The sequence below is a fragment of the Sorangium sp. So ce1036 genome (assembly GCF_051369805.1).
In the GTDB taxonomy this organism is placed as follows: domain Bacteria; phylum Myxococcota_A; class Polyangia; order Polyangiales; family Polyangiaceae; genus Sorangium; species Sorangium cellulosum_F.
On sequence record NZ_JBBMOX010000001.1, the window covers coordinates 6,367,448 to 6,392,599 of the forward strand.

The window sequence follows — 25,152 nt, forward strand, 5'->3', positions numbered from 1 at the left end:
CGCCGGGGGCGCCGCGATCGTGCTTTGCGTCGAGCGCTCCTCGTGGGCTCCGCGCAGCGCCGTGCCAGTTGACGCAGGTCGCGCAGGCTGCTTTAGCGGCGACGCGCACCGGACTCGAGCAGGGCCGCGCGGCCCCGCGCGCCGCTCCGGAGCGGCTTTCGCGGGCAGGACCGCGTCCCTTAACCAGCAAGATTGCGTGAGGAGCCAGGGCATGAGCATGAAGGATCGTCTGGTCGACCAAGCCAAGAAGCTCGCCTCGTCGAGCACGGTCGTCCGGGTCGTCAGCAACGATCGCGTGATGCGGCTCGCCACCGGGGTGATGGACGCGAAGAACCGCCTGCGCGCCGCCCGGGAGCGGGCCGCCGAGGCGTGGGACATCCTGCTCAACGGGCACGCGCTCCCGAACATCGATCCGGCGCTGGACGACGAGGCCGGCGTCCACGGGGCAGCGCCCGCCCGCGCGGCGGCGCCCCGGGCCGCCGCGAACGGCGGGGCGCTCTCCACGGTGGAGGAGGCGACGACCGACCGGGCCGCCGCCCGCCCGCGCACGAACGGCGCGGCCGCGAACGGGGCCGGCACCTACGTCGCGGCGGCGGCCGAGCAGCAGCTCGCGACCCAGATGGCCGCGCGGACGTCGCTGTCGCGCATCGGCGGGCGCGACGTGTTCGAGAAGGCGTTCAAGTTCATGACCGCGGACAACGCCCGCGCCATGGGGGTCTACCCGTTCTTCCGCCCGCTCGACTTCAACAACGGGCCCGAGGCGCAGCTCGAGGGGCGGAGCGTGATCATGCTCGGCTCGAACAACTACCTCGGGCTGACGACCCACCCGAAGGTGCGGGAAGCCGCGCGGAGCGCGATCGACAAGTACGGCACGAGCATGACGGGCTCGCGGCTCGTGAACGGGTCGATGCGCCTCCACAACGAGCTCGAGGAGAAGCTCGCCGCCTACCACGGCAAGGAGGCGGGGCTCGTGTTCACGACGGGCTACCAGGTCAACATCGCGACCATCTCGGCGCTGCTCAGCAACAAGCGGAGCGTCGCGATCATCGACAAGGACGATCACGCGTCGATCTACGACGGCGTGCGGCTCGCGCAGGCCGCCGGCGCGCGGATGGTCCGCTACAAGCACAGCGACCCGGCGGCGCTCGACGGCGCGCTCTCCGAGCTCGCCGACACCGAGGGCGCGCTGGTGATCACGGACGGCGTGTTCAGCGCCCAGGGCGAGATCGCGAGCCTGCCCGGCATCGTCGAGGTCGTGAAGAAGCACAAGGCGCGGCTCCTGGTCGACGACGCGCACGCCCTCGGCGTCATCGGCCCGGGCGGGCGCGGCACCGCGGCGCACTTCGGCCTCTCGAAGGACGTCGACCTCATCGGCGGCACCTTCTCGAAGTCGCTCGCCTCGATCGGCGGCTGGCTCGTCGGCGAGCGCAAGGTGCTCGATTACATTCAGCATTTCGCCTACAGCTTCCTCTTCGCGGCGAGCGCGGCGCCGCCCTGCGTGGCCGCGGCCATGGCCGCGCTCGAGGTCATGCAGGAGGAGCCCTGGCGCCAGGAGAAGCTCCGCGAGAACTTCACCTACATGCGCACCGAGCTGCAGCGGCTCGGCTTCGAGCTCGGCAAGACCGAGACGGCGGTGATCCCCATCTACATCCGCGACGATCTCAAGACCGTCATGATGTGGAAGTCGCTCCTCGACGACTACGCCGTGTACGTGAACCCGTTCATCACCCCGGGCGTGCCGCCCAAGCAGCAGGTCCTCCGGACGAGCTACATGGCGACCCACGAGCGGAAGCACCTCGATCACGCGCTCGAGGCGTTCGAGAAGGTCGGCAAGAAGTTCGGGGTCATCTAGCCCCGCCGGTCCGGGGTCCGGCCAGGATGGCCGGACCTCTGCGCCGCCTTGCGGCGGCTCCGCGCGGGCGGGAGAGGCACCCGGCGGCCGTGATAGCGTGACGGGCATGGATCTGAGACCGTTCGCGCACGGCGTGGCCGGGGCGCTGGGGCCGGCGCTCCGCTCGTTCTTCCTGACCGCGGCGGCGATGTCGCTGCTCGCGCTGGTGCTCGCGGCGTCGTCGTACGCCATCGCGGCGGACGGCTCGGCGCTGCGCGGGGCGCTCGCGGCCGTCGTGGCGGTGGCGGTCTCCGCCGTGCTCGGCTTCACCCTGGCGTGGAAGCGCGCGCTCGGCACCGGCGTCCTCCAGGTCGTGCGGGCGCGGCGCCTCGGCGGGATGCTCGTGTCCGCGGTGTTCGATCGGGTGCTCGGCGTCACGGGCCAGGCCGAGGCCGGCGCGCGCGGCGGGCGCCTGGCGCAGGCGGTGGAGCGCGTGCCGCTGAACGACGCGGCGAAGCGGCTGCGGCTCGCGGTGATCCACAGGGTGCAGGCGGCGCCGCAGGGGGGCGGCGCGCGAGGGTACCTGCGGCGCAGGATCGAGGCGCGGCTGCTCGGCTACGTCGAGCGGCTGACGCTGTCGCGCTTCCGGGACGAGGCGAACCAGAAGGGCGGAATCGATCTGATCAAGGTGCGGGACGAGGTCGTGCAGGCCGTGGACGATCTCGTCGCGGACCAGATCGAAGGGGCGCTGCTGAAGATGACGCTGCTGCTCGCCGGGGCCGCGGCGCTCGCGTCGCTCGGGGCGGCCGCGGGCATCCAGCACCTCCCCGTGTGACGGCCGCGCCGCCCGGCGCGCGCTGCGCACGCCGCCGGGCCCGGCGGCCCGGTCCCGGAGCTCGCTCTCCTCGATCACGATCAGCCACGATGGGCGAGCGCGGCGTCATCGCGCGCGCCCGTGCACATCGGCTTTGCCTAGCTCCTCTCCGTCACGTTATCGTCGGCTCGCTGCCGTTTCGTCTCATGGTTGCCGGCATCTGTGATGTTGCCGTTAGGTTTCATGTTGCGCAGGGAGGCAGTTCAATGATGGAGAATGGAATGGGGAAACGTTGCGCGGCGCTCACCTGCGTCGTGGGGTTGCTCGCGTCGCCGGCCGCCTGGGCCCAGGATCCCGCGCCGCCCGCGGTCGATCCGGGCGCAGCGCCGGCGGCGCCGGACGCCGCTGCGGCGCCGGGCGCAGCGCCGGCGGCGCCGGACGCCGCTGCGGCGGCGCCGGACGCCGCTGCGGCGGCGCCGGGCGCAGCGTCGGCGGCGCCGATCGCCACAGCACCCCAGGCGGAGCCGACCGCCACAGCGGGTGACATGGCGGCCGGCACGCCGGCGCAGGGCACCGCGGCGCCGGTGGCAGAGCCGCCGGCCGAGGCGAGCCCGATCATGAGCTGGTTCCGGTTCGACGCCGACAACCTCGGCCTCCAGCTCTGGGCCGGCGCCTCGCACCCGCTCGGCGGCCCCGTCAGCCTCTCCACCGACATCTACATCACGCCGATGCTGGGAACCGCGGAGTTCGACATCGGCCCCGCCTTCACCTTCGGCCCGGTCACCCTCAACCCGATGGTGGGCTTCGCGTTCAACTTCCTCAGCCAGGAGCCAGCGGCGCTGGTCGCCCCGCAGCTCTTCACCTACGTCGACGCGAAGCCCGTCTACTTCGAGTCGTGGCTCCTGGGATCGTTCTCCAGCATGTTCAACGAGAACGTCCAGAACATCTTCTACTCGCGGGACTTCCTTCTCTTCTCCGTGACCGAAGACTTCAGCATCGGCCCGCACCTCGAGCTGACCGTCGACCTCAACGAGGTTCCGGGCGCCACGGCCGACGCGGCCGTCGACGACACGGGCCTTTCCAGCCTCCAGGTCGGCGGGATCGTCGGCCTGAACTACGGCACCGGCAACAAGCTGCTCCTCTATCTCGGCTACGAGACCCAGGACGAGCTCCACCCCGACAACAGGCTCGCAGGCCGGTTCACGTTCCTCCACACCTGGTGATCCGCGGTGGATCACGCCCGGGCGCGTGATCGCGACAGGACCCCTCGCCTCACGGCCCGGTTCGCCGGGACTCCACCGGCGCCGTCCCCCCTCGATGAAGGAGCGATCCATGAAGAACGATCACGCCGTGATGCTGCTGCAGGCCGTCCGCGATCTGGCCCCCGGGATCTCGGCCCGGAGCACGGAGATCGAGGCGGCGCGGCGCATTCCCGCCGACCTGCTCGATGAGCTCAAGGCGGCAGGCTGCTTCCGGATGTTCCTCCCGCGGAGCCACGGCGGTTACGAGGTGGACGTGCGCACGGGGATGGAGGTCCTGGAGACGCTCGCGCGGGCGGACGGCGCCACCGGCTGGACGGTGATGATCGGCTCGGAGAGCCCGCACCTGTTCGCGCTCCTGCCGCGCGAGCGCTTCGACGCCATCTACGCCGGCGGGCCGGACGTGATCATCGGCGGCGGCTTCAACGCGCAGGGGGAGGCCGACGCCGCGGCGGGCGGATACCGCGTCACGGGGCGCTGGAGCTTCGCCTCCGGCTGCGAGCACGCGAGCTTCCTGTTCGGCAACTGCGTGCTCACGGACGGCGGCCGCCCGCTGCCCGGCCCGATGGAGGGCGTGCCGGCGACGCGGGCCATGCTGTTCCCGGCGAGCGAGGTGCGCATCCTCGACACCTGGTCCGTGCTCGGCCTGCGCGGGACGGGCAGCCACGACATCGCGGTCGAGGCCGCGTTCTGCCCCGCCGAGCGCTCGTTCGACATCTTCCAGGGCACGCCGGCGGTCGCCTCGCCGGGCTTCGTCGCGCCCGTCCTGCACTTCGTGCTGCACATGGGCGCCGTGGCCGTGGGCATCGCGCAGGGGGCGCTCGACGACACCGTGGCGCTCGCGACCTCGGGCAAGAAGCGGCTCTATGCGCGCGCCGCGCTCGCCGAGTCGCCGGTGTTCCAGGTGCACCTCGGTCGCGCCGCGACGAGCGTGCGGGCCGCCCGCGCCCTCCTGCGCGAGACGGGCGACGCGTTCTGGGCTGCGTGCGTCAACGACCCCGCGGCCGCCCTCGGCCTCGCGCCGCAGATCTCGGCCGCGCTGGCCTGGGTGACGGAGACGGCGGCCCGGGCCGTGGACGCCTGCTACCAGGCCGGAGGGGGCGGCGTGGCCCGCGACGCGTCGCCGCTGCAGCGGCGGTTCCGCGACATGCACACGTTCTCCCAGCACGCGGCCGCGGCCGAGGGGTGGCTCGGCCAGGCCGGCGCCGCGCTCCTCGGGCAGGCGACCGGCTTCTCTATCTGAGCCAGCGAGCGACGCCGATCACAGGGGGACGATGATCACGTCCTCGCAGGTGAAGTCGACGCCCAGAGACGCGTCGGGGTCGGATTGAACCATGGAGCACGCGCCCTCGCAGAGCACGATCTGCGTCGGGTCTGCGGGGTCGTCGTAGCGCCATCCGCTGCCGGACTCGCACTCCTGATCATACATGAGGCTCGTCGGGGTGCCGGCGCCGCTCGTGTACGTCACGTTGACCTTCTGCTTGTCGAACGTCCTTCCGTCGGGGGCCGGCGGGATCGGGAGCGTGCACGAGACCGCGGAGCCGCGGATCTGGTCGATGGCCGCCCTGAACGTGGCCGCGGTCTCCTCGGGGTCGCCGGTGTCGATGATGAACGCGTCTCCCGTGCCGCCCGCCACGGCGATCTCCTTCAGGTTCTCCACGTTCTCCGGCGCGTCTTCCACCGGCGGGTTGGCGACCCCGACCACGTAGGTCGCGATGTTGCTCTCGCGCGCCGACTCGACACGTTGCACGACGGCCTCGATCGAGTCCGCCCCGTCGCACAGCTGCGGGTAACCGTCGGTCACGAGCACGATCGCGTATTTCCCGGGGTTCTGCCGGCGCTCCTCCTCGATGAACGTCGTCGTGCCTTGCACCACGAACGCGGTCGGCGTGCCGATGCGCCAGCGCTCGCCTGGCTCGGGCGTGACGGCATCGATCGCCTCGGCGAACGCCATGGACGGCAGCGGCGTCATCTCGACATCCGGGCTCGAGTAGGTGCCGCCCGAGCACATCCGCCGCTGATTGGCGCCAGGGAAGAACGTGAGCGACGCCGTGAGCCCGGCGGCCCCGGGATCCGAGAAGAACTCCTTCGTCGCGCGGACGACGGGGTCCCACTTGAGGCTCTTGTCGTGCCAGGGCTGATCGTTCTGTCCCATGCTGCCCGACACGTCGAACGCGAAGGCGAGGTACACCGGTTGAAGCTCCGCCTTGGACGACTGGGTGGCGCACGCCTGCCCCGCGCCCGTCGAGTCACCGCTGCCGATGCCGCCCCCGCCCGGGTTCAGATCGTCCTCGCCGCCGAAGATCCCGCCGGAGCTGGCGCTGTCGCTCCCCGAGCCCGAGCCGCTCTGCGAGCCACCGCTGCCCGCGCTGCCGTCCGGACCCCCGCCGCACGCCGCGCCGACCAAGGTCACCATCGACAAAGCGATGGCCATCGTGGGCAATCTCATGGACCGACTCCTGTTCAAGCAACTGCCAGCTTCTCAAGCCGGCACGAAAGCAACCAGAAGCGACGAGGCCTCCAGAGACGTCACTCCGCCGGACCGCGCCGCCTGGAGCTCCGGGGCCAGCAAGTAGTATAACCGATAAAGCAGCTCCTCGCCCGGAATACGCGTCAAAAAGACATGACATCGCATTCTGACAATCACGTTGCAACTCGACCACGAGCGCGCAACACGCTTGTGCGTCGGTGTATTCAGGATCTAGCCCACGCAACGCGCCTGTGCGCCGGTGTGCTCGACGCCCTCACCCCGGCGCGCCGCGGGTGCTAGGCTCTGCGTCATGGTTCGCGCGGTGTGCTTCGATCTGATGGACACGGTCCTTTACGACCCGTACCGCGAGGCGCTCGCCGCGGCGACGCGGGCCGTGCCCTTCGATCTCGCGGAGGCCCGCGACCCCGCCTGCTGGCCCGAGTTCGAGATCGGCGCGATCGATGAGGCCGAGTTCGTCCGCCGGTTCTTCCGCGAAGACGCCCGGGGCGCCGGCGCCACGCTCGACATCGACGCGTTCCACCGCGTGCGCCGCGCCGGGTACCGCTTCTTGCCCGGCGTGCGCGAGATCATCGAGGCGCTCCGCGGCCGCGCGCTCCGGTTCGTGGCGAGCAACTACCCCGTATGGGTCGAGGAGCTGCGCGAGACGTTCGCGCTCGACGGCCTGTTCGAGGGCGTCTATTCGAGCCACCACCTGCGCGCCCGCAAGCCCGCGCGCGAGTTCTTCGACCGGCTCGTGAGCGCCACCGGGGTCGACGCCGCCGCGTGCCTGTTCGTCGACGATCGCGCGGGGAACTGCGACGCGGCGGCCGCCGTCGGGATGCGCGCGCACGTGTTCGACGGGGCCGAGGGGCTGCGCGCCCGGCTCGTCCGCGAAGGGCTGCTCGACCCCTGAGGCCCCCGGCCGGGCCGCGGGCGGCGCGCGCCGCCTCCACGCCGGCTCGCCCCTCGCCCCTCGCCTCACGGCGCGTGAAGCGCGCGCGCCGGGGAGCGGCTCAGAGCGCGGCGCACAGCGGGCACGAGGCGCGCTCGTGCGGCGCGTCGCCGCGGTGGAGGTCGAGGAGCGCCCGCGAGATCTGCGCGAGATCGCGCCGCACCTCGCGGCGCATGCCCCGGACGCGCGGGATGGACATCGTGTCGTAGGCCGTCGTCTGGTGGCGCATCCAGGCGATCACGGCGGACTCCGCGCGCCGCGCGACCGGGATGCGCTCGGTGCGGGCGACGGTGCCGCTGCCCACGGGGGTCGCGTGCTGCGTCACCCGGGCCGCGAGCGCCCGGCCAAGCGCCGCGTAGCGCGGCGAGAACCGGAGGAACGCGGCGACCTCGGCCTCGAACTCGCGCACGTACGCCTCCTGCTCGCGCTCCCGCCGCCGGGCGTCCGCCTCCCGCTTCCTGGCGTAGGCGGGCGTGCTCCGCTCGGCCTCGAGCGCGGCGCGCGCCGCCTCGATGTTGGCCGCCGGCGCCCAGAGGCCCCGGGAGAACGCCTTGCGCCCGCGCTTCTCGACCACCACCCACGACGGGCCGGCCTGCTTCACCCGGCGCGTGAGCCCGGCGTCCCCCGGAGGCAGGCACGCCCAGCCCTCGGGCGGCGAGAGCAGCGCGCCGTCGGGCGCGCGAAAGCAGCGGGGATCCGAGGTGGGGGCCAGGGTCAGGGACTCGGGCATGGCAGGGCGGCCCGCGTCTAGGCCAGGTCGCGCCGCGCGTAAAGAAAGCCGCCGGCGCGCTCCGGGGCGCGCCGGGGCGCGCCGCGGGAGGAGCGCCGGGAGCTCGCCGGAGCGCCTTCCTGGGCCCCCACCTCCGTGCTCCAATGGCCGCCGCACCGGGAGGCCAGGGTGTCGGACGACGATCGCATCAGGTGGGACGCTCGCCATCGCGAGGCAGGCGCGGATCCGGGCGCGCCGTCGACGGCGCTCACGGCGCTCGATCCGCTCCTCCCCCGGCGCGGACGCGCGCTCGATCTCGCCGGCGGCGCGGGGCGGCACGCCCTGTGGCTCGCGCGTCGCGGGCTCGACGTGACCCTGGCCGACATCTCCGAGGTCGGGCTCGACATCGCGCGGAGCGCCGCGGCCCGGGAGGGGCTCGCGCTCCGCACCGTCGCCGTCGATCTCGACCGCGATCCGCTGCCCGGCGGGCCCTGGGACCTGATCCTCATCGTCCACTTCCTCGATCGCAGGCTGGCGGCGTGCGCGGCGGAGCTCGCCCCGGGCGGGTCGCTCGTGGTCGTGCACCCGACGCGGTCGAACCTCGCCCGGCACCCGCGCCCGAGCGCGCGCTTTCTGCTCGAGGACGGCGAGCTCCCCCGGCTGCTCCCCGACGCGCTCGAGGTGGTCCGCTACGAGGAAGGGTGGCTGGACGAGGGCAGGCACGAGGCCCGCCTCGTCGCGCGCCGGCCGGGCGCCGCGACGCCGGCGGCCTGACCGCGAGACCGCCGCCCGCAGGAGGGCGGCGCGCCGCGACCGCGGACAGGAGCGCGCGATCGCCGCGCGGAACCCGGGCTTGCTGCGATGCGGGGATCGCGCTTTGCTCGCGCCATGCGCTTCGCCCGCCTCGCGCCCCCCGATCAGGATCGCCCGGCCTTCTTCGCCCGCCTCGACGGCGCCGCCGCGGTCGTGCACGACGCCCCGCCCTGGCTCGGCGGCAAGCCCACGGGGGAGGCCGTGGCGTGGACCGAGGTCGACCTCGTCTGCCCCGTGCTCCCCACCAAGATCGTTTGCGTGGGGCGCAATTACGCCGCGCACGCGAGGGAGCTGGGCCACGAGATCCCGGCCGAGCCGCTCCTGTTCCTCAAGCCGCCGTCGGCGCTCATCGGTCCGGGCCAGGCCATCGTGCTCCCGCCGGAGAGCCAGCGGGTCGAGCACGAGGCAGAGCTCGGCGTGATCATCGGCCGCCGCTGCAAGGCCGTGCGGCAGGAGGACGCGCTCGATCACGTGTTCGGCTACACGTGCCTGGGCGACGTCACGGCGCGGGATCTGCAGCGGAAGGACGTGCAGTTCACGCGGGGCAAGGGGTTCGACACGTTCTGCCCGACGGGGCCGTGGATCGAGACGGAGCTCGATCCGGCGGCGCTCCGCGTGCGGGGCCTCGTGAACGGGGAGGTGCGGCAGGACGGGCTCACGTCGCAGATGATCTGGGGCGTGCCCGCGCTCGTCGCGTACATCAGCCGGGTGATGACCCTGGAGCCCGGCGACGTGATCGCGACGGGGACGCCCGAGGGCGTGGGGCCGCTCGTGGCCGGCGACGAGCTCGCCCTCGAGATCCTGGGCGCGACCGCGGCGGCGCGCGGCCTCGGCGGCGCGCTGCGCGTGTCGGTCGAGGCGCCGCGGCACACCGGCGCTCCCGGGGCGTGAGGCCGCGCTCAGAACGATTGCCCGTCCCGGAGCACGATGGTGACGTGCGACAGCCCGGTCCCGCCGAGCAGCATCGCCTTCACGAGGAACTCGACCATGGTGTCCAGGCACTCCGCCGGGGAGAAGCCCGCCCTCCCCGCCCCGAGCAGGGGCAGCGCCATGCTCCTGAGCTTCATCGTGTCCGCGTGGTAGAAGCACCCCTCCAGGAGCCGCAGGATGAGATCGCGGGTCGGCCGGTAGGTCGCGACGTGATCCCAGTCGAGCGTGATCGCGTGGAACACGAACCGCGCGTTCAGCCGGCCCGCGGCGCTGACCACCACGCCGCCGTGGCGCACGGGCACGTACTTGCGCGTCTCCAGGTGGCACACGCCGCCGCTCGCCTGGTTCAGCGCCAGCGCCACGCCGCCCGACATGGTGAGCTGCCCGTCGTCGGCGCTCACGAGCGCGTCGGCCGACACGCTCGCGATGTTCGCGCGCACGATCGAGAGCGTCCGGTCCCCGTGGAGCTGGAACGCCGTGACCGGCCCGGCGGGGCCGCCCGCGCGCAGGACGGGGCGGACGCGCTGGTACTGCTGCATGTACCTGCGGAGCGTCAGGTCGTGCGGATCCCCCCAGCGCGTGCTCTGCGCGCCCACGAGCGCGGCCTCGATCTCCTCGAACGTCTGGAAGCGGTCCTTCGGATCCTTGGCCAGGCAGCGCTCCAGGACGGCCTGCACGTCCTCGTCGAGCTCGGGCCGGAGCGCCCGCGGCCGGGCCGGGATGTCCTGCCGGTGCGCGAGCAGGAGCGGGAGCAGCTCCTGCTCCTCGAACGGCCTCCGCCCCGTGGCCGCGTGGTAAAATGACGCGCCGTAGCTGTAGATGTCCGCCCGGGTGTCGCTCTCCTGCGGGCTCCACGCCTGCTCGGGGGCCATGTAGAACGGCGTCCCCAGCACCGTCCCCGTGGCCGTGAGCGGCTGCTCCCGGAGGGCCGAGGGCCCGGTCGTGGCCGTCAGGCGCGCGAGGCCGAAGTCGGCGACCTTCAGCTCGCCGGACGGCGCGATCAGCATGTTCGAGGGCTTGAGGTCGCGGTGCATCACCCCGAGCTCGGTCGCCGCGGCCATCCCTCGCGCGGCGTGGAGCATGTAGCGCCTGAGCTCGTCGAGCGGCAGCGGCCCCTTCGCCAGCAGCGCGCCGAGCGACGGGCCGCCCACGTACTCCATCACCATGAACGGCGACCGGCTCGCGAGGAAGCCGAAGTCGTAGCAGCCCACGACGTGCGGCGACTTGATGAGGGCCGAGATGCGCGCCTCGCGCAGCATCCGCTCCCCCGCGTTCGGGTCCGCGTGCCCCGTGAGCACCTTGATCGCCACCGGCCGGGCGAGCGCGAGGTGGCGCGCGCGGAAGACGGCGCCCATCGAGCCCGTGCCGAGCAGCCCCTCCACGCTGTACCTGCCCGCGAGCTCCTTGCCGAGCGTCGACGCGTCGATCATGGCCGAACCTTCTCTTCCAGGTTCGGACGATGTTCGGAACCCGACGCGCCGCGGTCAAGGGGCACGTGACAGCCCGCCCTCGCCCGGGCGCGAGGGCGCTCAGGGCGACAGGACGAGCACCTTGACCTGGCTCGGCACGATCCGCATCCCCGGGCAGTTCGTGGAGTTCTGCAGGCTCATGCTGGTCAGGCGGGTGGCCGGCATGCCGCCGACGAGGCAGGTGAACGCCGCGGTGATATGGCGGGATGGCCCCATGACCGTGCCCGACGCGACCCCCAGGGCGACGCCGGGCTGATCGCCGACGGAGACCAGCTGTTGCGTCAGCAGGTTGTGGGCGGGCGCGCACATGAACAGGACGTTGTACGCGGCCGGCGCGCTCACCGGGCCAAAGGACATGTTCGGATAAGGGACCGGGACCGGCACCGGCGGCGTGAGGCACACGTCCGGAAAGCCGAGGTTCATCCCGCCCATCTGCGTGTTCGCGAACATGACGCCTCCTCCTCCCTCAACCCAGGTGGATCTGCTCGCCGTCCACCTTCACGAGCTCCTGGGCGGTGAGCAGCGTGTTCTCGCCGCGCAGGCTCATGGTCTTCTTCGCGACGTAGTCGACCCGCTCGGCGCGGAGGTGGTCGCTCTCCTCGACGGTGCGGTACGCGCGCTTCACCCTCTGCGACAGCCGATCGAGCACCGAGTCGAGGCTCCCGGCCAGGACCTTGGCCTTGTCGAGCTCCGCGCGGAGGAACGTCGCGACGAACGACAGGCGCTGCAGCGCGACGTCGCCGTCGACGGCGTTCACCGAGAGGCCGGCCGAGACGACCGAGACCTCCCTGGCCGAGACGAGGCCGATGCCCTCCTGCGCGGCGATACCGAGGCGGCCGGCCGGCAGCTTGATGTTCAGGTCGCCGTCCGCGACGAGGCTCGCCGGCGCGCCGGCCTCCCGCTCCAGCACCGAGAGCACGTAGCAACGGCCGTCCGTCACGACGGCGACGAGCACGAGGTCGCCCGCTTCGGGCTCGAGGAGGCACCCCTTGGCGCGCCGCGCCTGGAGCTCCCCGGCGTCGGTCCGGACGACCAGCGCCGCGCCGCCGGCGCGCACCACCGTCCCGAGCTCCTGCGTGACCTGAACCCTTTGCTCCTGCTTTCTCGCCAGACTGCGCATGATTCCCTCTTCAACGCGTGACCGCCCAGGGCCCTGTGACCGGGGGCTCCTGGCTCACCCGGGCGCCGCCCAGACGACGTGATTGCCACTGCTCCGCCTCGGCGAGATCCGCGTCGTCGCCGAGGGCGGCAGCCCGATCCGACCAGACGGCCCCGTCGTCCTTGATCCGGTGGAGCCGCGCGCGGAACAGGGTCGCCCTCGTGAAATCGCCGGCCGAAACGTCGGCGTGCGAGAGGTCGGCGTACGTCAGGTTCGCGCCGGTCCAGCGCGCGCGCAGGCACGCGGCCCTGGTCAGGATACACATCTCCAGGTTGGCCCCGGAGAGGTCGGCCTCGATGAGGCGCGCGCCCGTGAGCACCGACTCCTTGAGCGCGGCCCCGGCGAGGCTCGCGCGGGTGAGGTCGGCGTTCACGAAGAGCGTCCGGCCGGCGAGCGCGCCGTCGAGCCGGGCGCCGGAGAGGTTCGCGTCCTTGAACGAGCACTGCGTCAGCGTCGCCCCGGAGAGGTCGCAGCCGCTGAGATCGGCGCCCGTGAACTGGGTCATCGTGAACGACATCCCGCAGAGGTCCTTGCCGGCGAGCTTCCCCTCCACGAGGACGACGAGCTCCAGGACGGCCCCGGTGAGGGTCGCGCTCGAGAGATCGGCGCGGACGAGCGCCGTCTGCTTCAGCGCGGCGCCCGAGAGGTCGATCCGCTCGGTCCGCACGTCCGCGAGGACGGCGCGGTCGAGGCCGGCGCGCGCGAGCCGGGCGCCCGACAGGTTCGTGTTGATCACGCTCGCCAGCGTCATGTCCGCGCCGGCGAGGTCGATCGACGAGAGATCGCCGCCCGTGAACTGCGCCGAGATCAGGGAGGCGCCGTCGAGCTTCGCCCCCGCGAGATCGCAGTCGACCATCGACGCGAGGCGCATGTCGGCGCCGGACAGGCGCGCGCCGCGGAAGCTGCAACCGTTGGCGATCGACTCCTTCAGCCGGACGCCCGAGAGGTTCGCGCCGGCGAAGCTCACCTTGTCGAAGATCACGCCGGAGAGGTCGACCCCGGAGAGGTCGGCCCCGGAGAGGTCGACGCCGTGGACGATCTCGCCGCCCTCGACCCGCTCGATCAGCTCATCTCTATCCATGGCTCTCCCGCGGGGCGATGAAGCGGACGTACTTCACGTTGGCGCCCTTCAGGCTCGTCGCGGCGTTTCCGCGCATCCTGGCGGCGTCGGCGCGGAAGAGGTTGGCCCCCTCGAGGTTCGCGTCGCCGACCTTCGCCTTCTGCAGCACCGCCTGCATCAGATCGATCCCGGACAGCGAGGCGCCCGAGAGATCCGCCCGCATGAGCAGCGCGGAGGCCGCGACGGCGCGGTCCAGGCGAGCGCCCGTGAGGTCGCACTCGCTGAGATCGGCGCTCCGCAGGTTGGCCTCGGTGAAGTCGCTCCCGCGGAGGCAGGTGCCGCGCAGGTTGGCCTGCTCGAGGGAGGCGCCGCGGAAGTCCACGCCGGCGAACGACGAGCCCGCGAGGATGCGGAGGTTGTCGAGCCTGGCGCCGCGGAAGACGGCGCCGTCGCCCTTGCCGGTGAGGAACACCGAAGCGCGGAGGCTCGCGCCGCCGAGGTCGACGCCCTCCACGTTGACCTGGATGAAGGTGCACCGCTCGAGGTCTGCGCCGGAGAGCCGGGCGCCCGAGAGATCGGTGTTGATGACGACGAGGTCCTGCGCGGTCACGCCGCTGAAGTCGGCCTCCTCGAAGGTCGCCTCGGACAGGTCGGCGCCCGACAGGCGCGCGCCGGTCAGGTCGGCGCCCGACAGATCGGCCCTGGCCAGCACGGCGCCGGTGAGGTCGAGTCCGCCGCGCATCTTCACGTCGCAGAGCCTGGCTCCGCCGAAGTTCGCGCCCGCGACGTTCGCCCCGGTGAGGTCGGCGCCGACGAGATCGGCCCTCGCCAGGACCGCGCCGGCGAGGTTCGCGCCGCGCAGCCGGGCGCCCGTGAGGGCCGCGGCCTCGAGCATCGCGCCCTCGAGATCGATGCCCGACAGGTCGAGGTGCGAGAGATCGGCGCCCGTGAGATCGCGCCCCGCGAAGCTCTCCCCGGCCCGGTGCCCGGCGATCACCTCCTCGCGCAGGCGGGCCGCCTCGTCGCCCTCCAGGCGGGAGGCCGCCGGGAAGTGGTGCGCGAACTTCCGGTAGGAAGAGCGCATCTGCTCCTCGACCTCGATGAGGCGCGCGCAGAGCTCCGGATCGGCGAGCTGCGCCTCGAGCTCGGGCCAGTCGACCCCGCCGTTCCGCGCCATCTGGGCCAGCGCTTCGAGCCGCTCGATCTCCCTCCTGGCCGAGAACTTCGGCGGACCGCTGCCCTGCTTCCGCTGCTCGCGCACCATCGCGTCGTAATCGAGCCCGTGCTTCGCGCACTCGGCGCGCGCCCGCTGCTCCTCGGCCGCGCGGCGCGCCTCCGTGTCCGCCTTCACCTCCTCGGCCTGGCTCATCACCCGCTCGACGAACGCCGGCAGCTCGTCCAGGCTGGGCTCGCGGAGGTCGTCCTCCGGCGGCAGCGGCCCGACGAGCGGCTCCGGATCGAGCCCCTGCGCCCGGAGCTGCGCCTTGACCTCCTCGAGCTGCCGCTCCGCCCTCGCGCGGGCGCGCTTCTGCATGAGCTTTTCCGACTGGAGCAGCCGGGTCATCTCCGCCTGCGGGTCGTCCGGCAGCGTCCCCGCGCCCGGCTCCGGGGGCGGCAAGAGGTCCGCGTCGCGCAGGAGGAAATGATGCCCCCTCTCCTTGTCGAGCCGCTGGGCCAGGACGGTCCGGTAGTGCTCGACCGGCCTGGGTTCGCCCATCGCCTCGCAGCCCGCGACGAGGTGCAGCACGTCGGCCGCGTCGTCCTCGCGGATCTTGAGCACCCCGCGATAGACGAGGATCCCGCGCTCCTTGTCGGGGAAGAGCCGGACGGTGTCGAGGCGCGTCGCGATCTCCTGGAAGGACTCCCCCTCCCCGGTCTTCTGGTTGATGAAGCACCGCGCCGCCACCCCCGGCAGCGCCCCCTCGATCCGGGGCCTCTCGGGGTGCATGTGCTCGATGACGAACACCTCGTCGCCCCGGAAATATCCCGCGATCTGCTGGTCGGGCGGCGCGGTGTTGTAAAAGGTCCAGTCGAAATCCCTTGCGAGCTCCGGGAAGCGCTCCTTGAGCCACGCTCCGTCGTACGTCCCGACCTTGGAGAAGCGCTGTGGCCAGGTCGGATCGTAGCTCCCGAACCCGGCGGGCGGGGGCCGGTCGCCGGGCGACCGGATGAGGCGGCGCGGATCCTCGATGTTGGGCAGCGGATGGACCGAGCCGCCCTCGCCGCGCACCGGCGCGACCCCTTTGCCGATCGGGTTCGGGGCGTAGCCCTCGCCGCCGAAGGCGTTCTGCCAGGTGATCGGCATCTCGGTGAAAGGCTCCGGCTCGGTCATCCCGAGGAGCCCGAAGCGGCGGTCCCCGACGACATAGAGCGTCTTGTCGACCGCCCCGAGCTGCACCCGCACCGAGCACGCGGGGCGCGGGACCCCGCCCGCGGTGAAGCAGCGGCCGTTGACGAGCAGCTCTCCCCGGAGCTTCGGCATGCACTCGTCGAGGATGGCGTCGCTCCCGAGCTCGGCGCCGACGAGCTTCCAGAGGCTCTGCTCGTAGAGCAGGCGCCTCGGCGACTCGAACGGGAAGAAGACGAGGAGGGTGACGACGAGGTACGGCGCACCGTCCTTCTCGAACACCTTGGTGAGCAGCCCCAGCCGGTTCGGCTTGATGGTCTTCATGAGGTTCGCGGTGGCGCCCTGGGCGCTGTCGATGGGTCTGATGAACGGCTCCGCGGACCGATCCGCCGGTCGAGATCGGGCCGGCCGCCGCGTTCGATCGACAGAGCCTAGTGGAACATGTGGATGAACGAATGCCAGACCTGGGCCCCCGTCGAGGTGACCTTGGCGATAGCATCCTTGCTGACCGTCACCCCCGCGTTGCCGAGGCGGACGCCCGCGTTCCAGCCCTTGACCACGGTTTGCTTGAACTCGGCCCCTGTCTGCTTGCTGTTGATGCCCGCGGTGAGCTCGTACTTGACCGGGGTGACGATATCCACCTTCGCTCCCAGGATCACCTCTGTCCGCTGCGGCGTCACGATGTTCAGCGTGCCGAGGCCGGCCGTGACGTTGACCAGGCCGCCCCAGGTGGTCTGCAGCCTGATGCCGCTGATCTTGACGTGCCAGTCCCCGTTATAGCTCGCCTTGAAGTGGTTCGCCTTGATGAGGTAATCGCCGGTCGCGGTGTGGTCGACGTTGCCCGTGGTGTGGACCTTCCAGCCGCTGTTGAACTTCTGGTCGTGCAGCCCCCCGGAGATCTCCTCGTACCGTCCGCCCGCCGTCACCGTGGTCTTGTAGTGTCCCTTGTACACCTCCGTGACCGTTCCATTGACGGTCGTCTCCTCGGTGCCGTGCTCCGACTTGCGCAGCCCGGTGACCTTGGTGTCCTGCGAGGCGAGGTACCGCTCGGTGACCGCGCCGGTCACGGTCTCGTTCTTCGCGTCCTTGTAGACCTCGGTGACCACGCCGGTCACGGTCTCGTTCTTGAGGTCCTTGTACGTCTCGATGACCGCGCCCTCGACGGTCTCCTTCTTGATGCCCCCGATATCGACGGTCATGTCGTCGCCGACCTGATCGTACCTCCAGGTCCCGACATCGATGTCGAGGGACTGGCCCGTCTTGATCAGGCCGGTGCCGTCCGTGCTGAGGACGAGGTTGTGGCCGTCGACCGGCGCGCCCATCGACAGCCTCGTGCTCTCGGTCGGCGTGCTGACGACGACGCGCTGCGCGCCCGCCTGGTCCTCGAGCTCGATGAGGTTCCTGCCCCCGGTCTGGATGATGTTCTTCGTGTTGTTGGCCGAGGTGATCGGGCTCGGCTTGAGCGCGTTGGGCGCGACGCCGACGATGACGGGGCGATCCGGGTCGCCGCCGAGGAAGCTGCACAGGACCTCGGTGCCCTTGCGCAGCGGGAAGTGGAACCCCTCGACGCCGCCGCCGTGCGGCTGGAGCATGCGCACCCAGGTCGACGCCTTGCCGCCCCGGAGGTCGCTCTCGTCGAAGCTCAGCTTGACCGCGTAGCGGCCGTGCTCGTCGATCTGCGCGTACTCGCTGTCCGCCGGGCCGTCGACGACGGCGTGCTCGGTCCCGTAGATGCGGGGCCACGGCGTCCGCTGCGGCGCCCGGTACTGGACGTCCGTGGAGATGGCCTTGACCTCCATCCGGTACACGTCGTCCCAGGTGAGCCCGAGGAGCTGCGTCAGCTCGGGCGCCCAGCCGGTCTGGTTGCCCCAGTGCTCGACCTCGGTCGTCAGGTAAGCCGCGTTGAACGCGGGCCGCGGGTGCTCCTCGAGCTCGAACGTGTACCCGGGCCGCATGTGGAACGCCGTCCCGGTGCCGTGGTACACGACCTGCCCCGCGAGCAGCGCCTCCGCCTTCACCCTGGCGAGGCGGCTGCCGTCGGCCGGCGTGAAGAAGCGCGCCCCGTGGACGATGATCTCGCCGACGCCGTTCGTCGCGACGGGCGCCTTGCCGGAGATCTCGACCGCAGGGTTGTTGTAGTCGTAGTCGTTCATGCGGACGGCGGACGGCATCGACGTGTGCCGGCACGTGAAGGTCCAGAGCAGCTCGCCTGTGCCCCTGTGCTCGCCGAGCTGCGGGACGTACCGGACCGCCCTGTCGCCGAGCGGCGCGTGGACGCCCCGGTCGTCGGTGATGATGAGCGTCTCTCCGCCGTCGCCCTGCTCGAAGTAGTAATAGAGGCCCTCGCGCTCCATCCACCGCGAGATGAAGTCGAGGTCGCTCTCCCGGTACTGACACACGTGCTCCTGCGGCTTGTAGCTGCCGACGAGCCGGAGCTCGTAGTCCGAGACCCCCGCGCCCGCGAGCACCGCCTTGAGGATGTCGGGGACCGTCTGGTCGGTGAAGACCCGGCTGTGCAGGGAGACGGAGAGCTTCCAGAGCTGCGGCACGAGCACGGCGCGGAAGACGGAGCGCTCGCCGAACGCGTGGACGAGCTCCAGGGTCGCGAAGACGCCGTTCACGAGGAGGGGAGCCCCGCCGTCGGCCGGCGAGATGCGGAGTGTCGCCTTCGTCCCCACGACCCGCGCGAGGTCGACGTCCTGGCCCACGTCGTTCGTCATCACGAGGTAGATCTCGAAGGCGTACGGCCTCGACAGCCCCTCGGTCCCTCGAAAGCCCGCGACCCGCGTGGAGGACGGGAGCGCGCTGGCGCTGACGGTAAACGCGTCTTGCATGATCGTGATTTCCCGTGGCCGGCGCGCGTCGGCTCCCGGCCCTGAGGATAAGGACCTTGACTATACAGGCCAGTCCGCGACAGCGATGTGATGATTGCGTGTCACGGCGGCGCGCCCCGTCACCCGCCGTCATGTCGGGCGGCGCGCGCCGCCGGAGCGCCGCCGCGCTCGCGCTGCCCGGGCGCCCCGGAGAGCCGCGCGATCTCGGCCTCGACGCGCTCCCTGAGGCGCGGATCGCCGGCGAGCCGCGCGGCCCAGAGCCGCTTCATGCGCGCCCACACGGTGCGCCGCAGCGCAAGCTCGTCGAGCAGGGAGGCGACGCCGCCGCGCTCGGCCGCGACGACCAGCCGCGCGTAATCGGCTGGCGAGAGGGCGCCCCGCACGGCCTCCCAGGCGGCGACGTAGGCGGCGTCGAACCGATCGCGGAGCGCTCGCTCGCGCCGCCTGGCCTCCTCGGCCATCGACGCCTGCCATCGCCGCTCGGCCTCCTCCCAGCGCTCCTCGGTGAGGCCGTGCGCCCTGAGGACCTCGGCCCGGGGGACCGGCCGCTCCGCGAGCTCCGCCGCGACGATCGCGCAGCGCGCGAGGCTCACCTCGTCGCCGTCGCCGAGCGGCGGGAGCTGCCCCGGCTCGTCGCGCTCGCGCGCCGGCGCGGCGCGCTCGCCGGACCAGGGGGCGCCGGGGAGCGGCGTCGCGGGCGCGACGCGCGGCGCGGGGCACGGCGCGATGGGAAACGGCGTCGCGGGCCGGACGCTCACCTGCGCCTCGTCCGCGCTCGACAGCGCGAGCGTCGTGGTCGTGGGCAGGTCGCGGAGCTGCGCCGCGATGGCCCCAGGCTGATCCTGCTGCGCCGGGCCGGGCGGCGGGGCCACGGGCTTGAAGGGGAGCGCCGGCGCGCGCCTCGCCGGCTCGGCCTGGTCCCGGGGGAGCGCGACCGTCTCCCAGATGGACGGGCCGGGCGCCGCGTCGACGAGCTCCACGTCCTGGTCCGAGAGGCCGACGGTGAGCCCCGGATCCACGCGCGGCGCGCCGGCCTCGCCGGGCGCGTCCTCGATCCGGAGCGTCCCCTCGGGGCCGAGCCGGCGCGGGGGCGGCGGCGCCGCCTCGACGCGCTCCCCGGGCTCCGGGCCGAGGTCGGGCCACGCGATCTCCTCGCCTTCGACCGCGACGCCGGCCACGATCCGCAGCGCCGCGAGGGCATCGTCCCCGGGGACGGGGAGGATCCGGCGCCACACCACCGTGCACCGCTGCTCGGCGCCGTCGATGCGGAGCGTGTCGGCGTAGAGCTCGACGAGCTCGCCCTCCGCCGCCGCGGAGGCGGTGAGCCCCTGGATGCGCGCCACCCCGCGCGCGCGGGGCAGGCGCATCTGGAGCCGTGGCGCGAGCGGGCTCAGGTTCTCGAGCACGATCCACTCGTCGCCCTGCAGGAACGCGATCCGCTGATCCGCCGGCGCCGCCTGGAAGTACGACCAGTCGAAGCCGGCCGGGATCTCCGCGTTCGGGCCCTCGAGCGCCTCGCGCGGCGTCCCGCCGAGGAGCCGGTGGCGCGCGGGCCAGGCGCGCGCGATCGGGCCGAAGCCGGCAGGGCGCGTCGGATCGCGGAGATCGACGAGGTTGGCCTGGCCGTCCTTCGCCGCGACGCCGAACGGGTTCTCCCACCCGTTCACGCCGGCGGCCGCCCGCTCGTACACGATGGGCATCCGCCGGAACGGGCGGACGTCGCGGACGAGGAGGCGCTTGTCGAGCGCGCAGCCGCTCGCGCCGTAGACCGCGAGCCGCACTGGCAACGACTGGACCTGGGCGCCGCGCGGCGCGTGCGCGTCTCCCGTGAAGAGCACGTCGGCGCGGCCCAGGTAGGGCGCGAGATCCGCGCTGAAGCGGATGCTCCGCGCCGGGTTCCTGCCGTGATGGACCTCCGCGCGGAGGATCTCCTGCGGCTCGGTCCGCCACATCACCGCGTCGGGCGCGAAGGCGAAGCTCGCCTTGGCGATCACGGTGACGTGGAGCCGGCCCTGGGTGCGCCAGGGGACGGCGGCGGCCTCGGCGCCGGGCAGCGGCGTCACGGCGCCGCGAGGGAGCGCGCTCCTGCTCGATCTCTCCGACAACGGCCATCGGCCACCGCTCGCCTCGACACCGCGCATCCTCGCGGAGTTCTAGTACCCTCCCGCGCGTGAAGAACGCGCAGCGATCTCGTGATCTGCGCGTGAACGCGGCCCTGACGCCCCCGCGGGGCACGGCGCCGCGCGCCGGCGGTCCAGCCCGGCGCCGGCGCCACCGCTCACTGCCCGCGCCGCCGCTCCCGGCACGCTCCGATGAAGCCGTACTCGCTCTGCCCTGCTTCGATCCGCTCGATCCACCAGGCGAGCCCCGGGTACCTGGCCCGGATGATCGCCGCCTGCTCCGCGAAGCGCGCCGCATCTCCCCGCGCGGCGTAGAGCTCGGCGCGGAGCCCGTGCGCCTCCGGCGCATAGACCCCGTCGAGCACGTCGAGCACGTCGGGATCGATGTCACAGAGCGCGTCCGGACCGTGGATCAGATGGCGCACGATGCGGTTGAAGCGCAGCGGGTCCCCCGGCCCCACGCGCACCTCGGCCGGTGTGCGGTCCTCGGGAGGCAAGCTCGTCCAGCGCCCCCACGACCCTGCGCGGGCGAGCTCGGGCGCGAGGCGCTGGAGCTCCCTCTGCTCCTCGGGGCCTGGGGCCGCGAGCTCGACCGGCACCGGCGCGCTCTCGACGCGGTCGGGCGGGGCGTCGTAGACGATCGCCAGCTCGTAGCTCCCGGGATCGAGCCCCGCGGGGAGATACGAGGAGACGTCGATGAGCATGCGCCGGCACGCGCCCGGCGCGAGGAGGAACATCGGCGTGCCGAGCTCGGGGAGCACGATCGGCGAGGGCTCGGTTTGCACGACCGCCTCGCGCGTGTCGGACCGCACGAGGCGGACGCCGATGGCGCCGGCGTTCCCCGCCCAGCTCGGCCACGGCAACCGCCGGAGATAGGCTCCGGGCGGGTCAGCGCACACCGTGATGGCCACGTGCACGGGATAACCGAGCACATAGCGGCGCTCGTGATCGATCGAGCGCAGCGCCAGGCCAGGCGGCTCCACCGGGTCCCTCTCGCCCCTCGCGTCACAATCCGACATGACGGCCCCCTCATCTCCACCGCAATCCCCTGTTGTTCTCCAGGCGCACGCGCCGGATCTCCTTCACGTGGCGCCCGCACATGTCGTTGCCGACCCGCCCGGCCGTCCCCGGGATGAGCTGCTGTTCCTCGTCGATCATCCAGTGAGTCCGGTAGTTCATGCAGCACGTCGCCTCGCGCGGCGTCCGGAAATCGAAGTATCCGCACTTGTGCGGCATGCCGAAGGCGTGCGTGAGCTCGTGGACGATGGTGTGGAGCGTGCGTTGCTCGTGGCCCCGCCGGCCCCGCCGGCGCGCCTCGTCCCACCACGCCCTGTGGTGCGTGAACAGGATGGTCCTGCCGGCGAAATACCTCGCGGGCCCGATGTCGATCGTGGGGCTCATGCCCGCGGTGTAGGCGGCGCCCGGGCCTCGCACGTCCGCCTCGACGCGCGCGGGGACGCCGTAGCCCGGGGGCTCCCACGAAGCGCCCCTGAGCCGGGCGCGAGGGAAGAAGAAGACCCGGTGTCTGTACGCGTGCGCCACGGACCCGTCGCCCGCGGTGAAGCGGCTCTGGATGTCGTGCGGCTCGATCCAGAGCCGGGTCCGCGGCGGGTCCCCGAGGACGGTCGCGATCGCGACCGAGAAGCTCACCGCCTCGCCGCCCCAGCGGAACGTGACGTAGCTCGCGTCCGGGTGGTCGCCCGGGATCTCGATATATTCCCTGCGCCGCTCTCCCTCTCCGCTGTCCAGGATCGCGACCGTCCCGGAGAACAGCAGCTCCCCCCGGACCTCGGGGAGCGGGTGCGGCTCGAGCGCGGCGATCAGGCAGAACCAGCCAGGATCGCCGGCGTGAGCGAAGACCTCGCTCACGAACAAGGGGGCAAGATCGCCGAGCGCCCCCGCGTCGGGCGCCATGTGCTGCCTGTCCGGGATCACCCGCTCGGGCGTGAAGTCGAGCTGGGTGAAGGTCGGCTCGAAGTGCCTCGGCACCTCGTCCACGGGCAGCGCGAGCGCGCTCTCCATCCGGATGTACTCGACGTCGATCCGGCGCCAGAGCGTCATGATCCCCGTCTCGTCGGCGGCCTCCGCGTCGCCCCCGGCGTCGAGCTCGGCGCGCACGATCACGTTGTCCCCTGCGATGTCGGTCATGTGCCGCCGGACCTTGCTCCTCGCCCCCACGATCGCCGTGCTCGCGCTAATCTCCGTCACGTCGGAGAGCGCGTATCCCTCCACCTCTTCCCAGCCGGGGGGCCTGTCCAGCGCCCCCTCGTTGTCCTCATCGACCGGCCCCACGTAGGCGCCCCACGCGTCGTAATCGTCGCCGTCGATGAGAGGAGCCCAGTCCGGATGCACCTCGGGGCGCTCATTGGATGGATCGTCCGGATCCCGCTGGCTCCAGCGGATCCGCGCCCCGTCCGGGAGCTCGCCCTCGCGGGCCGTCACCTCCACGGTGATCTCGATGAGCTGCGTATTCCTCGCCCAGCTCCCCTCGAGATCTCGGTTGATGTAGATGCGCCCCCGGTTGTCCAGGCTCGTGTACCCCGGGCTGTATCGAGCCGCGCGTGTCCCCCCCGGCATCGAGGTGTCCGGCGAGCCTGGAAGATACAGGCCCTTGATATCGACGATCCGAACGACGGCCATGACACCAGAGCTTTGCAAATACCGCGCTCAGCTCGGCCGCCCCCTGACTTCACATCCGCCGTATCGCGCGCGGGGATGGACAGCGGAGCGATGCCGGAGGTGATCCGGAGTCGAGGATCTCCGGCGCACGCCGCCGCTCGCCCGGCGTGCGCATGTCGCCCACGTGGCGCAGCGCGTAGCGCGCGGCGCGCGGCCCACGGTCCCTGTTGCCGCTTTCTCTTTGCGCGCGTTCGTGCGTAGACTGCGCGCCGCCATGAGCTTCGAGCCAGTTGCAGGGTTTCGCTTTGGTGCCATCAGCGCCGGGATCCGGAGAGACGGAAGGATCGACGTCGCGCTCGCGGTGGCCGACCAGCCGGCGGCGGTGGCCGGCATGTTCACACGGAACGTGGTGCGCGCGGCCCCCGTGGACATCGCCATGCAGCGCATCCGGTCCGGGCACGCCCGCGCCGTCATCGTGAACAGCGGCTGTGCCAACGCCTGCACGGGCGAGGCCGGCTGGAAGGCGGCACTCGACACGACGCGCGCGGTCGCCGACGCCATCGACGCTTCCGAGGAGGAGGTCCTCCCGGCCTCCACCGGCGTCATCGGCGCGGTGCTGCCGGCGCACCGGATCGTCGAGCGCGTCCCCGAGCTGTCGGCGCGCCTCTCGCCGAGCGGCTACCTCGACTTCGCTCAGGCGATCTGCACGACCGATCGCTGGCCGAAGCTCTCGCAACGCAAGCTCGGCGACGGCGCCACGCTGCTCGGCATCGGCAAGGGCGCCGGCATGATCCACCCCGACGTGGGGCCCCCGCACGCGACGATGCTCGTCTTCCTGTTCACCGACGCCGCGCTCGATCTGGGCGAGGCGAACGAGGCGCTGGCCGCGGCGTGCGACGCCACCTTCAACGCGTGCACCGTCGACGGGGACACCAGCACCAACGACACGGTGATCCTCCTGTCCTCCGGCGCGTCGAAGCGCCGCGTGTCGCGCGACGAGCTCATGCGCCCCCTCGCCGAGGTCTGCGGCGATCTCGCCCGCTCGATGGTGGCCGACGGCGAGGGCAGCACCCACGTCGCCGAGATCCGGGTCCGCGGGCTCTCGACGCGGGACGCGGCGCGCGCCGTGGCGTGCACGGTGGCCACCTCGCTGCTCGTCAAGACGGCGCTGTTCGGCAAGGACGCGAACTGGGGGCGCCTGCTCGCCGCCGCGGGGCGCGCCGGCGTCCCCTTCGACCCGGCCGAGGCGCAGGTCCTCGTGGGCGGGATCCCGATCGTGCGGAACGGCGTGGCGGTCGGGCCCGACGCCGAGCTCCGGGCGAACGAGGTGCTCGGCCGCGACACCTACGTCATCGAGCTCGTGCTCGGCAGCGGCCCCGGCGACTTCTCCTACCTTACGAGCGATCTCGGACACGGCTACGTCGACGTGAACGCCGGCTACCGCTCGTGAGCCTCCGGGGCGGGCCGCGCCGGCGGGTCGGCCCGCCGGCCCTCCGGCCGCGGCGCGCGCACGTCACCTCCGCCCCGGCCGGGACCGCGCGCTGCGTGCGGAGGAGCTCCTCGCGGGCCCGGAGCGCCCCCCTCGCCGCCTCCACGACCGCCGGCGAGTGAACCTCGCGCGACGAGCCCAGGTGAACGCCGGTTCACAGCGCGAAGCGCCGGTCGGGCATCCCCGCGAGCCCGGGCCGCCTCCGGGTGGCACGCTGCGTGTTAGCGCGCGCCATGGTAGTCGTGCGGGAGGGCCGCGCCGGTGCCGGCCGCCGCTG

The 25,152-nt window shown here is 72.5% G+C and carries 19 protein-coding genes; 8 read left to right on the forward strand and 11 right to left on the reverse strand.

Annotation, left to right across the window (positions count from 1 at the left end; all coding sequences use genetic code 11):
* The first annotated feature begins 211 nt into the window (after positions 1–211).
* From WMF31_RS23945 to WMF31_RS23960, 4 genes are all read left to right on the forward strand, one after another.
* Complete coding sequence (locus WMF31_RS23945) at positions 212–1,852, forward strand: aminotransferase class I/II-fold pyridoxal phosphate-dependent enzyme (protein ID WP_436604157.1); 1,641 nt, start codon at positions 212–214, stop codon at positions 1,850–1,852.
* A gap of 106 nt (positions 1,853–1,958) precedes the next feature.
* Positions 1,959–2,666: a hypothetical protein gene (locus WMF31_RS23950; protein ID WP_436604158.1), complete on the forward strand. Its 708-nt coding sequence runs from the start codon at positions 1,959–1,961 to the stop codon at positions 2,664–2,666.
* 260 nt (positions 2,667–2,926) lie between these two features.
* Positions 2,927–3,868, forward strand: a complete 942-nt coding sequence (locus WMF31_RS23955; RefSeq protein ID WP_436604159.1) for a hypothetical protein — start codon at positions 2,927–2,929, stop codon at positions 3,866–3,868.
* Positions 3,869–3,977: 109 nt separating this feature from the next.
* Entirely contained in the window at positions 3,978–5,147 is a 1,170-nt protein-coding gene (locus WMF31_RS23960) for an acyl-CoA dehydrogenase family protein (RefSeq protein WP_436604160.1), read from the forward strand.
* A gap of 18 nt (positions 5,148–5,165) precedes the next feature.
* On the opposite strand, the gene WMF31_RS23965 is transcribed toward WMF31_RS23960, so the two are convergent.
* Positions 5,166–6,338 carry a vWA domain-containing protein gene (locus WMF31_RS23965; protein ID WP_436604161.1) on the reverse strand — a complete coding sequence of 391 codons (1,173 nt, stop codon included), beginning with the start codon at positions 6,336–6,338 and terminating at the stop codon, positions 5,166–5,168.
* Positions 6,339–6,684: 346 nt separating this feature from the next.
* On the opposite strand from WMF31_RS23965, the gene WMF31_RS23970 reads away from it, so the two are divergent.
* Complete coding sequence (locus WMF31_RS23970; RefSeq protein ID WP_436604162.1) at positions 6,685–7,287, forward strand: HAD-IA family hydrolase; 603 nt, start codon at positions 6,685–6,687, stop codon at positions 7,285–7,287.
* A gap of 100 nt (positions 7,288–7,387) precedes the next feature.
* On the opposite strand, the gene WMF31_RS23975 is transcribed toward WMF31_RS23970, so the two are convergent.
* Positions 7,388–8,056 carry a DUF2293 domain-containing protein gene (locus WMF31_RS23975; RefSeq protein WP_436604163.1) on the reverse strand — a complete coding sequence of 223 codons (669 nt, stop codon included), beginning with the start codon at positions 8,054–8,056 and terminating at the stop codon, positions 7,388–7,390.
* Positions 8,057–8,224: 168 nt separating this feature from the next.
* Between WMF31_RS23975 and WMF31_RS23980 the strand changes: the two genes are divergently transcribed.
* Both WMF31_RS23980 and WMF31_RS23985 read left to right on the forward strand, forming a co-directional pair.
* Positions 8,225–8,809 (forward strand): class I SAM-dependent methyltransferase, encoded by a 585-nt coding sequence (locus WMF31_RS23980; protein WP_436604164.1) that lies wholly within the window; start codon positions 8,225–8,227, stop codon positions 8,807–8,809.
* A gap of 114 nt (positions 8,810–8,923) precedes the next feature.
* Positions 8,924–9,739 (forward strand): fumarylacetoacetate hydrolase family protein, encoded by an 816-nt coding sequence (locus WMF31_RS23985; protein WP_436604165.1) that lies wholly within the window; start codon positions 8,924–8,926, stop codon positions 9,737–9,739.
* 8 nt (positions 9,740–9,747) lie between these two features.
* Here the strand turns inward: WMF31_RS23985 and WMF31_RS23990 are convergent, their stop codons facing one another.
* The 9 genes from WMF31_RS23990 to WMF31_RS24030 form a co-directional block, all read right to left on the reverse strand.
* Positions 9,748–11,208, reverse strand: a complete 1,461-nt coding sequence (locus WMF31_RS23990) for a serine/threonine-protein kinase (RefSeq protein ID WP_436604166.1) — start codon at positions 11,206–11,208, stop codon at positions 9,748–9,750.
* Between the two features lie 99 nt (positions 11,209–11,307).
* On the reverse strand, positions 11,308–11,697 hold the full coding sequence (locus WMF31_RS23995; protein WP_129347288.1) for a DUF4150 domain-containing protein: 390 nt from the start codon (positions 11,695–11,697) through the stop codon (positions 11,308–11,310).
* 16 nt (positions 11,698–11,713) lie between these two features.
* Complete coding sequence (locus WMF31_RS24000; RefSeq protein ID WP_436604167.1) at positions 11,714–12,367, reverse strand: DUF3540 domain-containing protein; 654 nt, start codon at positions 12,365–12,367, stop codon at positions 11,714–11,716.
* A gap of 10 nt (positions 12,368–12,377) precedes the next feature.
* The gene (locus WMF31_RS24005) at positions 12,378–13,487 is read right to left on the reverse strand and encodes a pentapeptide repeat-containing protein (protein WP_436604168.1); all 1,110 of its coding nucleotides are present in this window, start codon (positions 13,485–13,487) and stop codon (positions 12,378–12,380) included.
* On the reverse strand, positions 13,480–16,137 hold the full coding sequence (locus WMF31_RS24010; protein WP_436604169.1) for a DUF2169 domain-containing protein: 2,658 nt from the start codon (positions 16,135–16,137) through the stop codon (positions 13,480–13,482). The genes WMF31_RS24005 and WMF31_RS24010 overlap by 8 nt, the downstream gene beginning before the upstream one ends.
* Positions 16,138–16,244: 107 nt before the next feature.
* A complete protein-coding gene (locus WMF31_RS24015; RefSeq protein WP_436604170.1) occupies positions 16,245–18,647 on the reverse strand; it encodes a type VI secretion system Vgr family protein in 2,403 nt (800 codons plus the stop codon).
* 119 nt (positions 18,648–18,766) lie between these two features.
* Positions 18,767–20,710, reverse strand: a complete 1,944-nt coding sequence (locus WMF31_RS24020) for a DUF2169 domain-containing protein (RefSeq protein ID WP_436604171.1) — start codon at positions 20,708–20,710, stop codon at positions 18,767–18,769.
* Between the two features lie 215 nt (positions 20,711–20,925).
* A complete protein-coding gene (locus WMF31_RS24025; protein ID WP_436604172.1) occupies positions 20,926–21,786 on the reverse strand; it encodes a hypothetical protein in 861 nt (286 codons plus the stop codon).
* 10 nt (positions 21,787–21,796) lie between these two features.
* On the reverse strand, positions 21,797–23,407 hold the full coding sequence (locus WMF31_RS24030) for a hypothetical protein (protein WP_436604173.1): 1,611 nt from the start codon (positions 23,405–23,407) through the stop codon (positions 21,797–21,799).
* A gap of 253 nt (positions 23,408–23,660) precedes the next feature.
* Between WMF31_RS24030 and argJ the strand changes: the two genes are divergently transcribed.
* Entirely contained in the window at positions 23,661–24,836 is a 1,176-nt protein-coding gene (argJ, locus tag WMF31_RS24035; protein ID WP_436604174.1) for a bifunctional glutamate N-acetyltransferase/amino-acid acetyltransferase ArgJ, read from the forward strand.
* Positions 24,837–25,152: the final 316 nt, after the last annotated feature.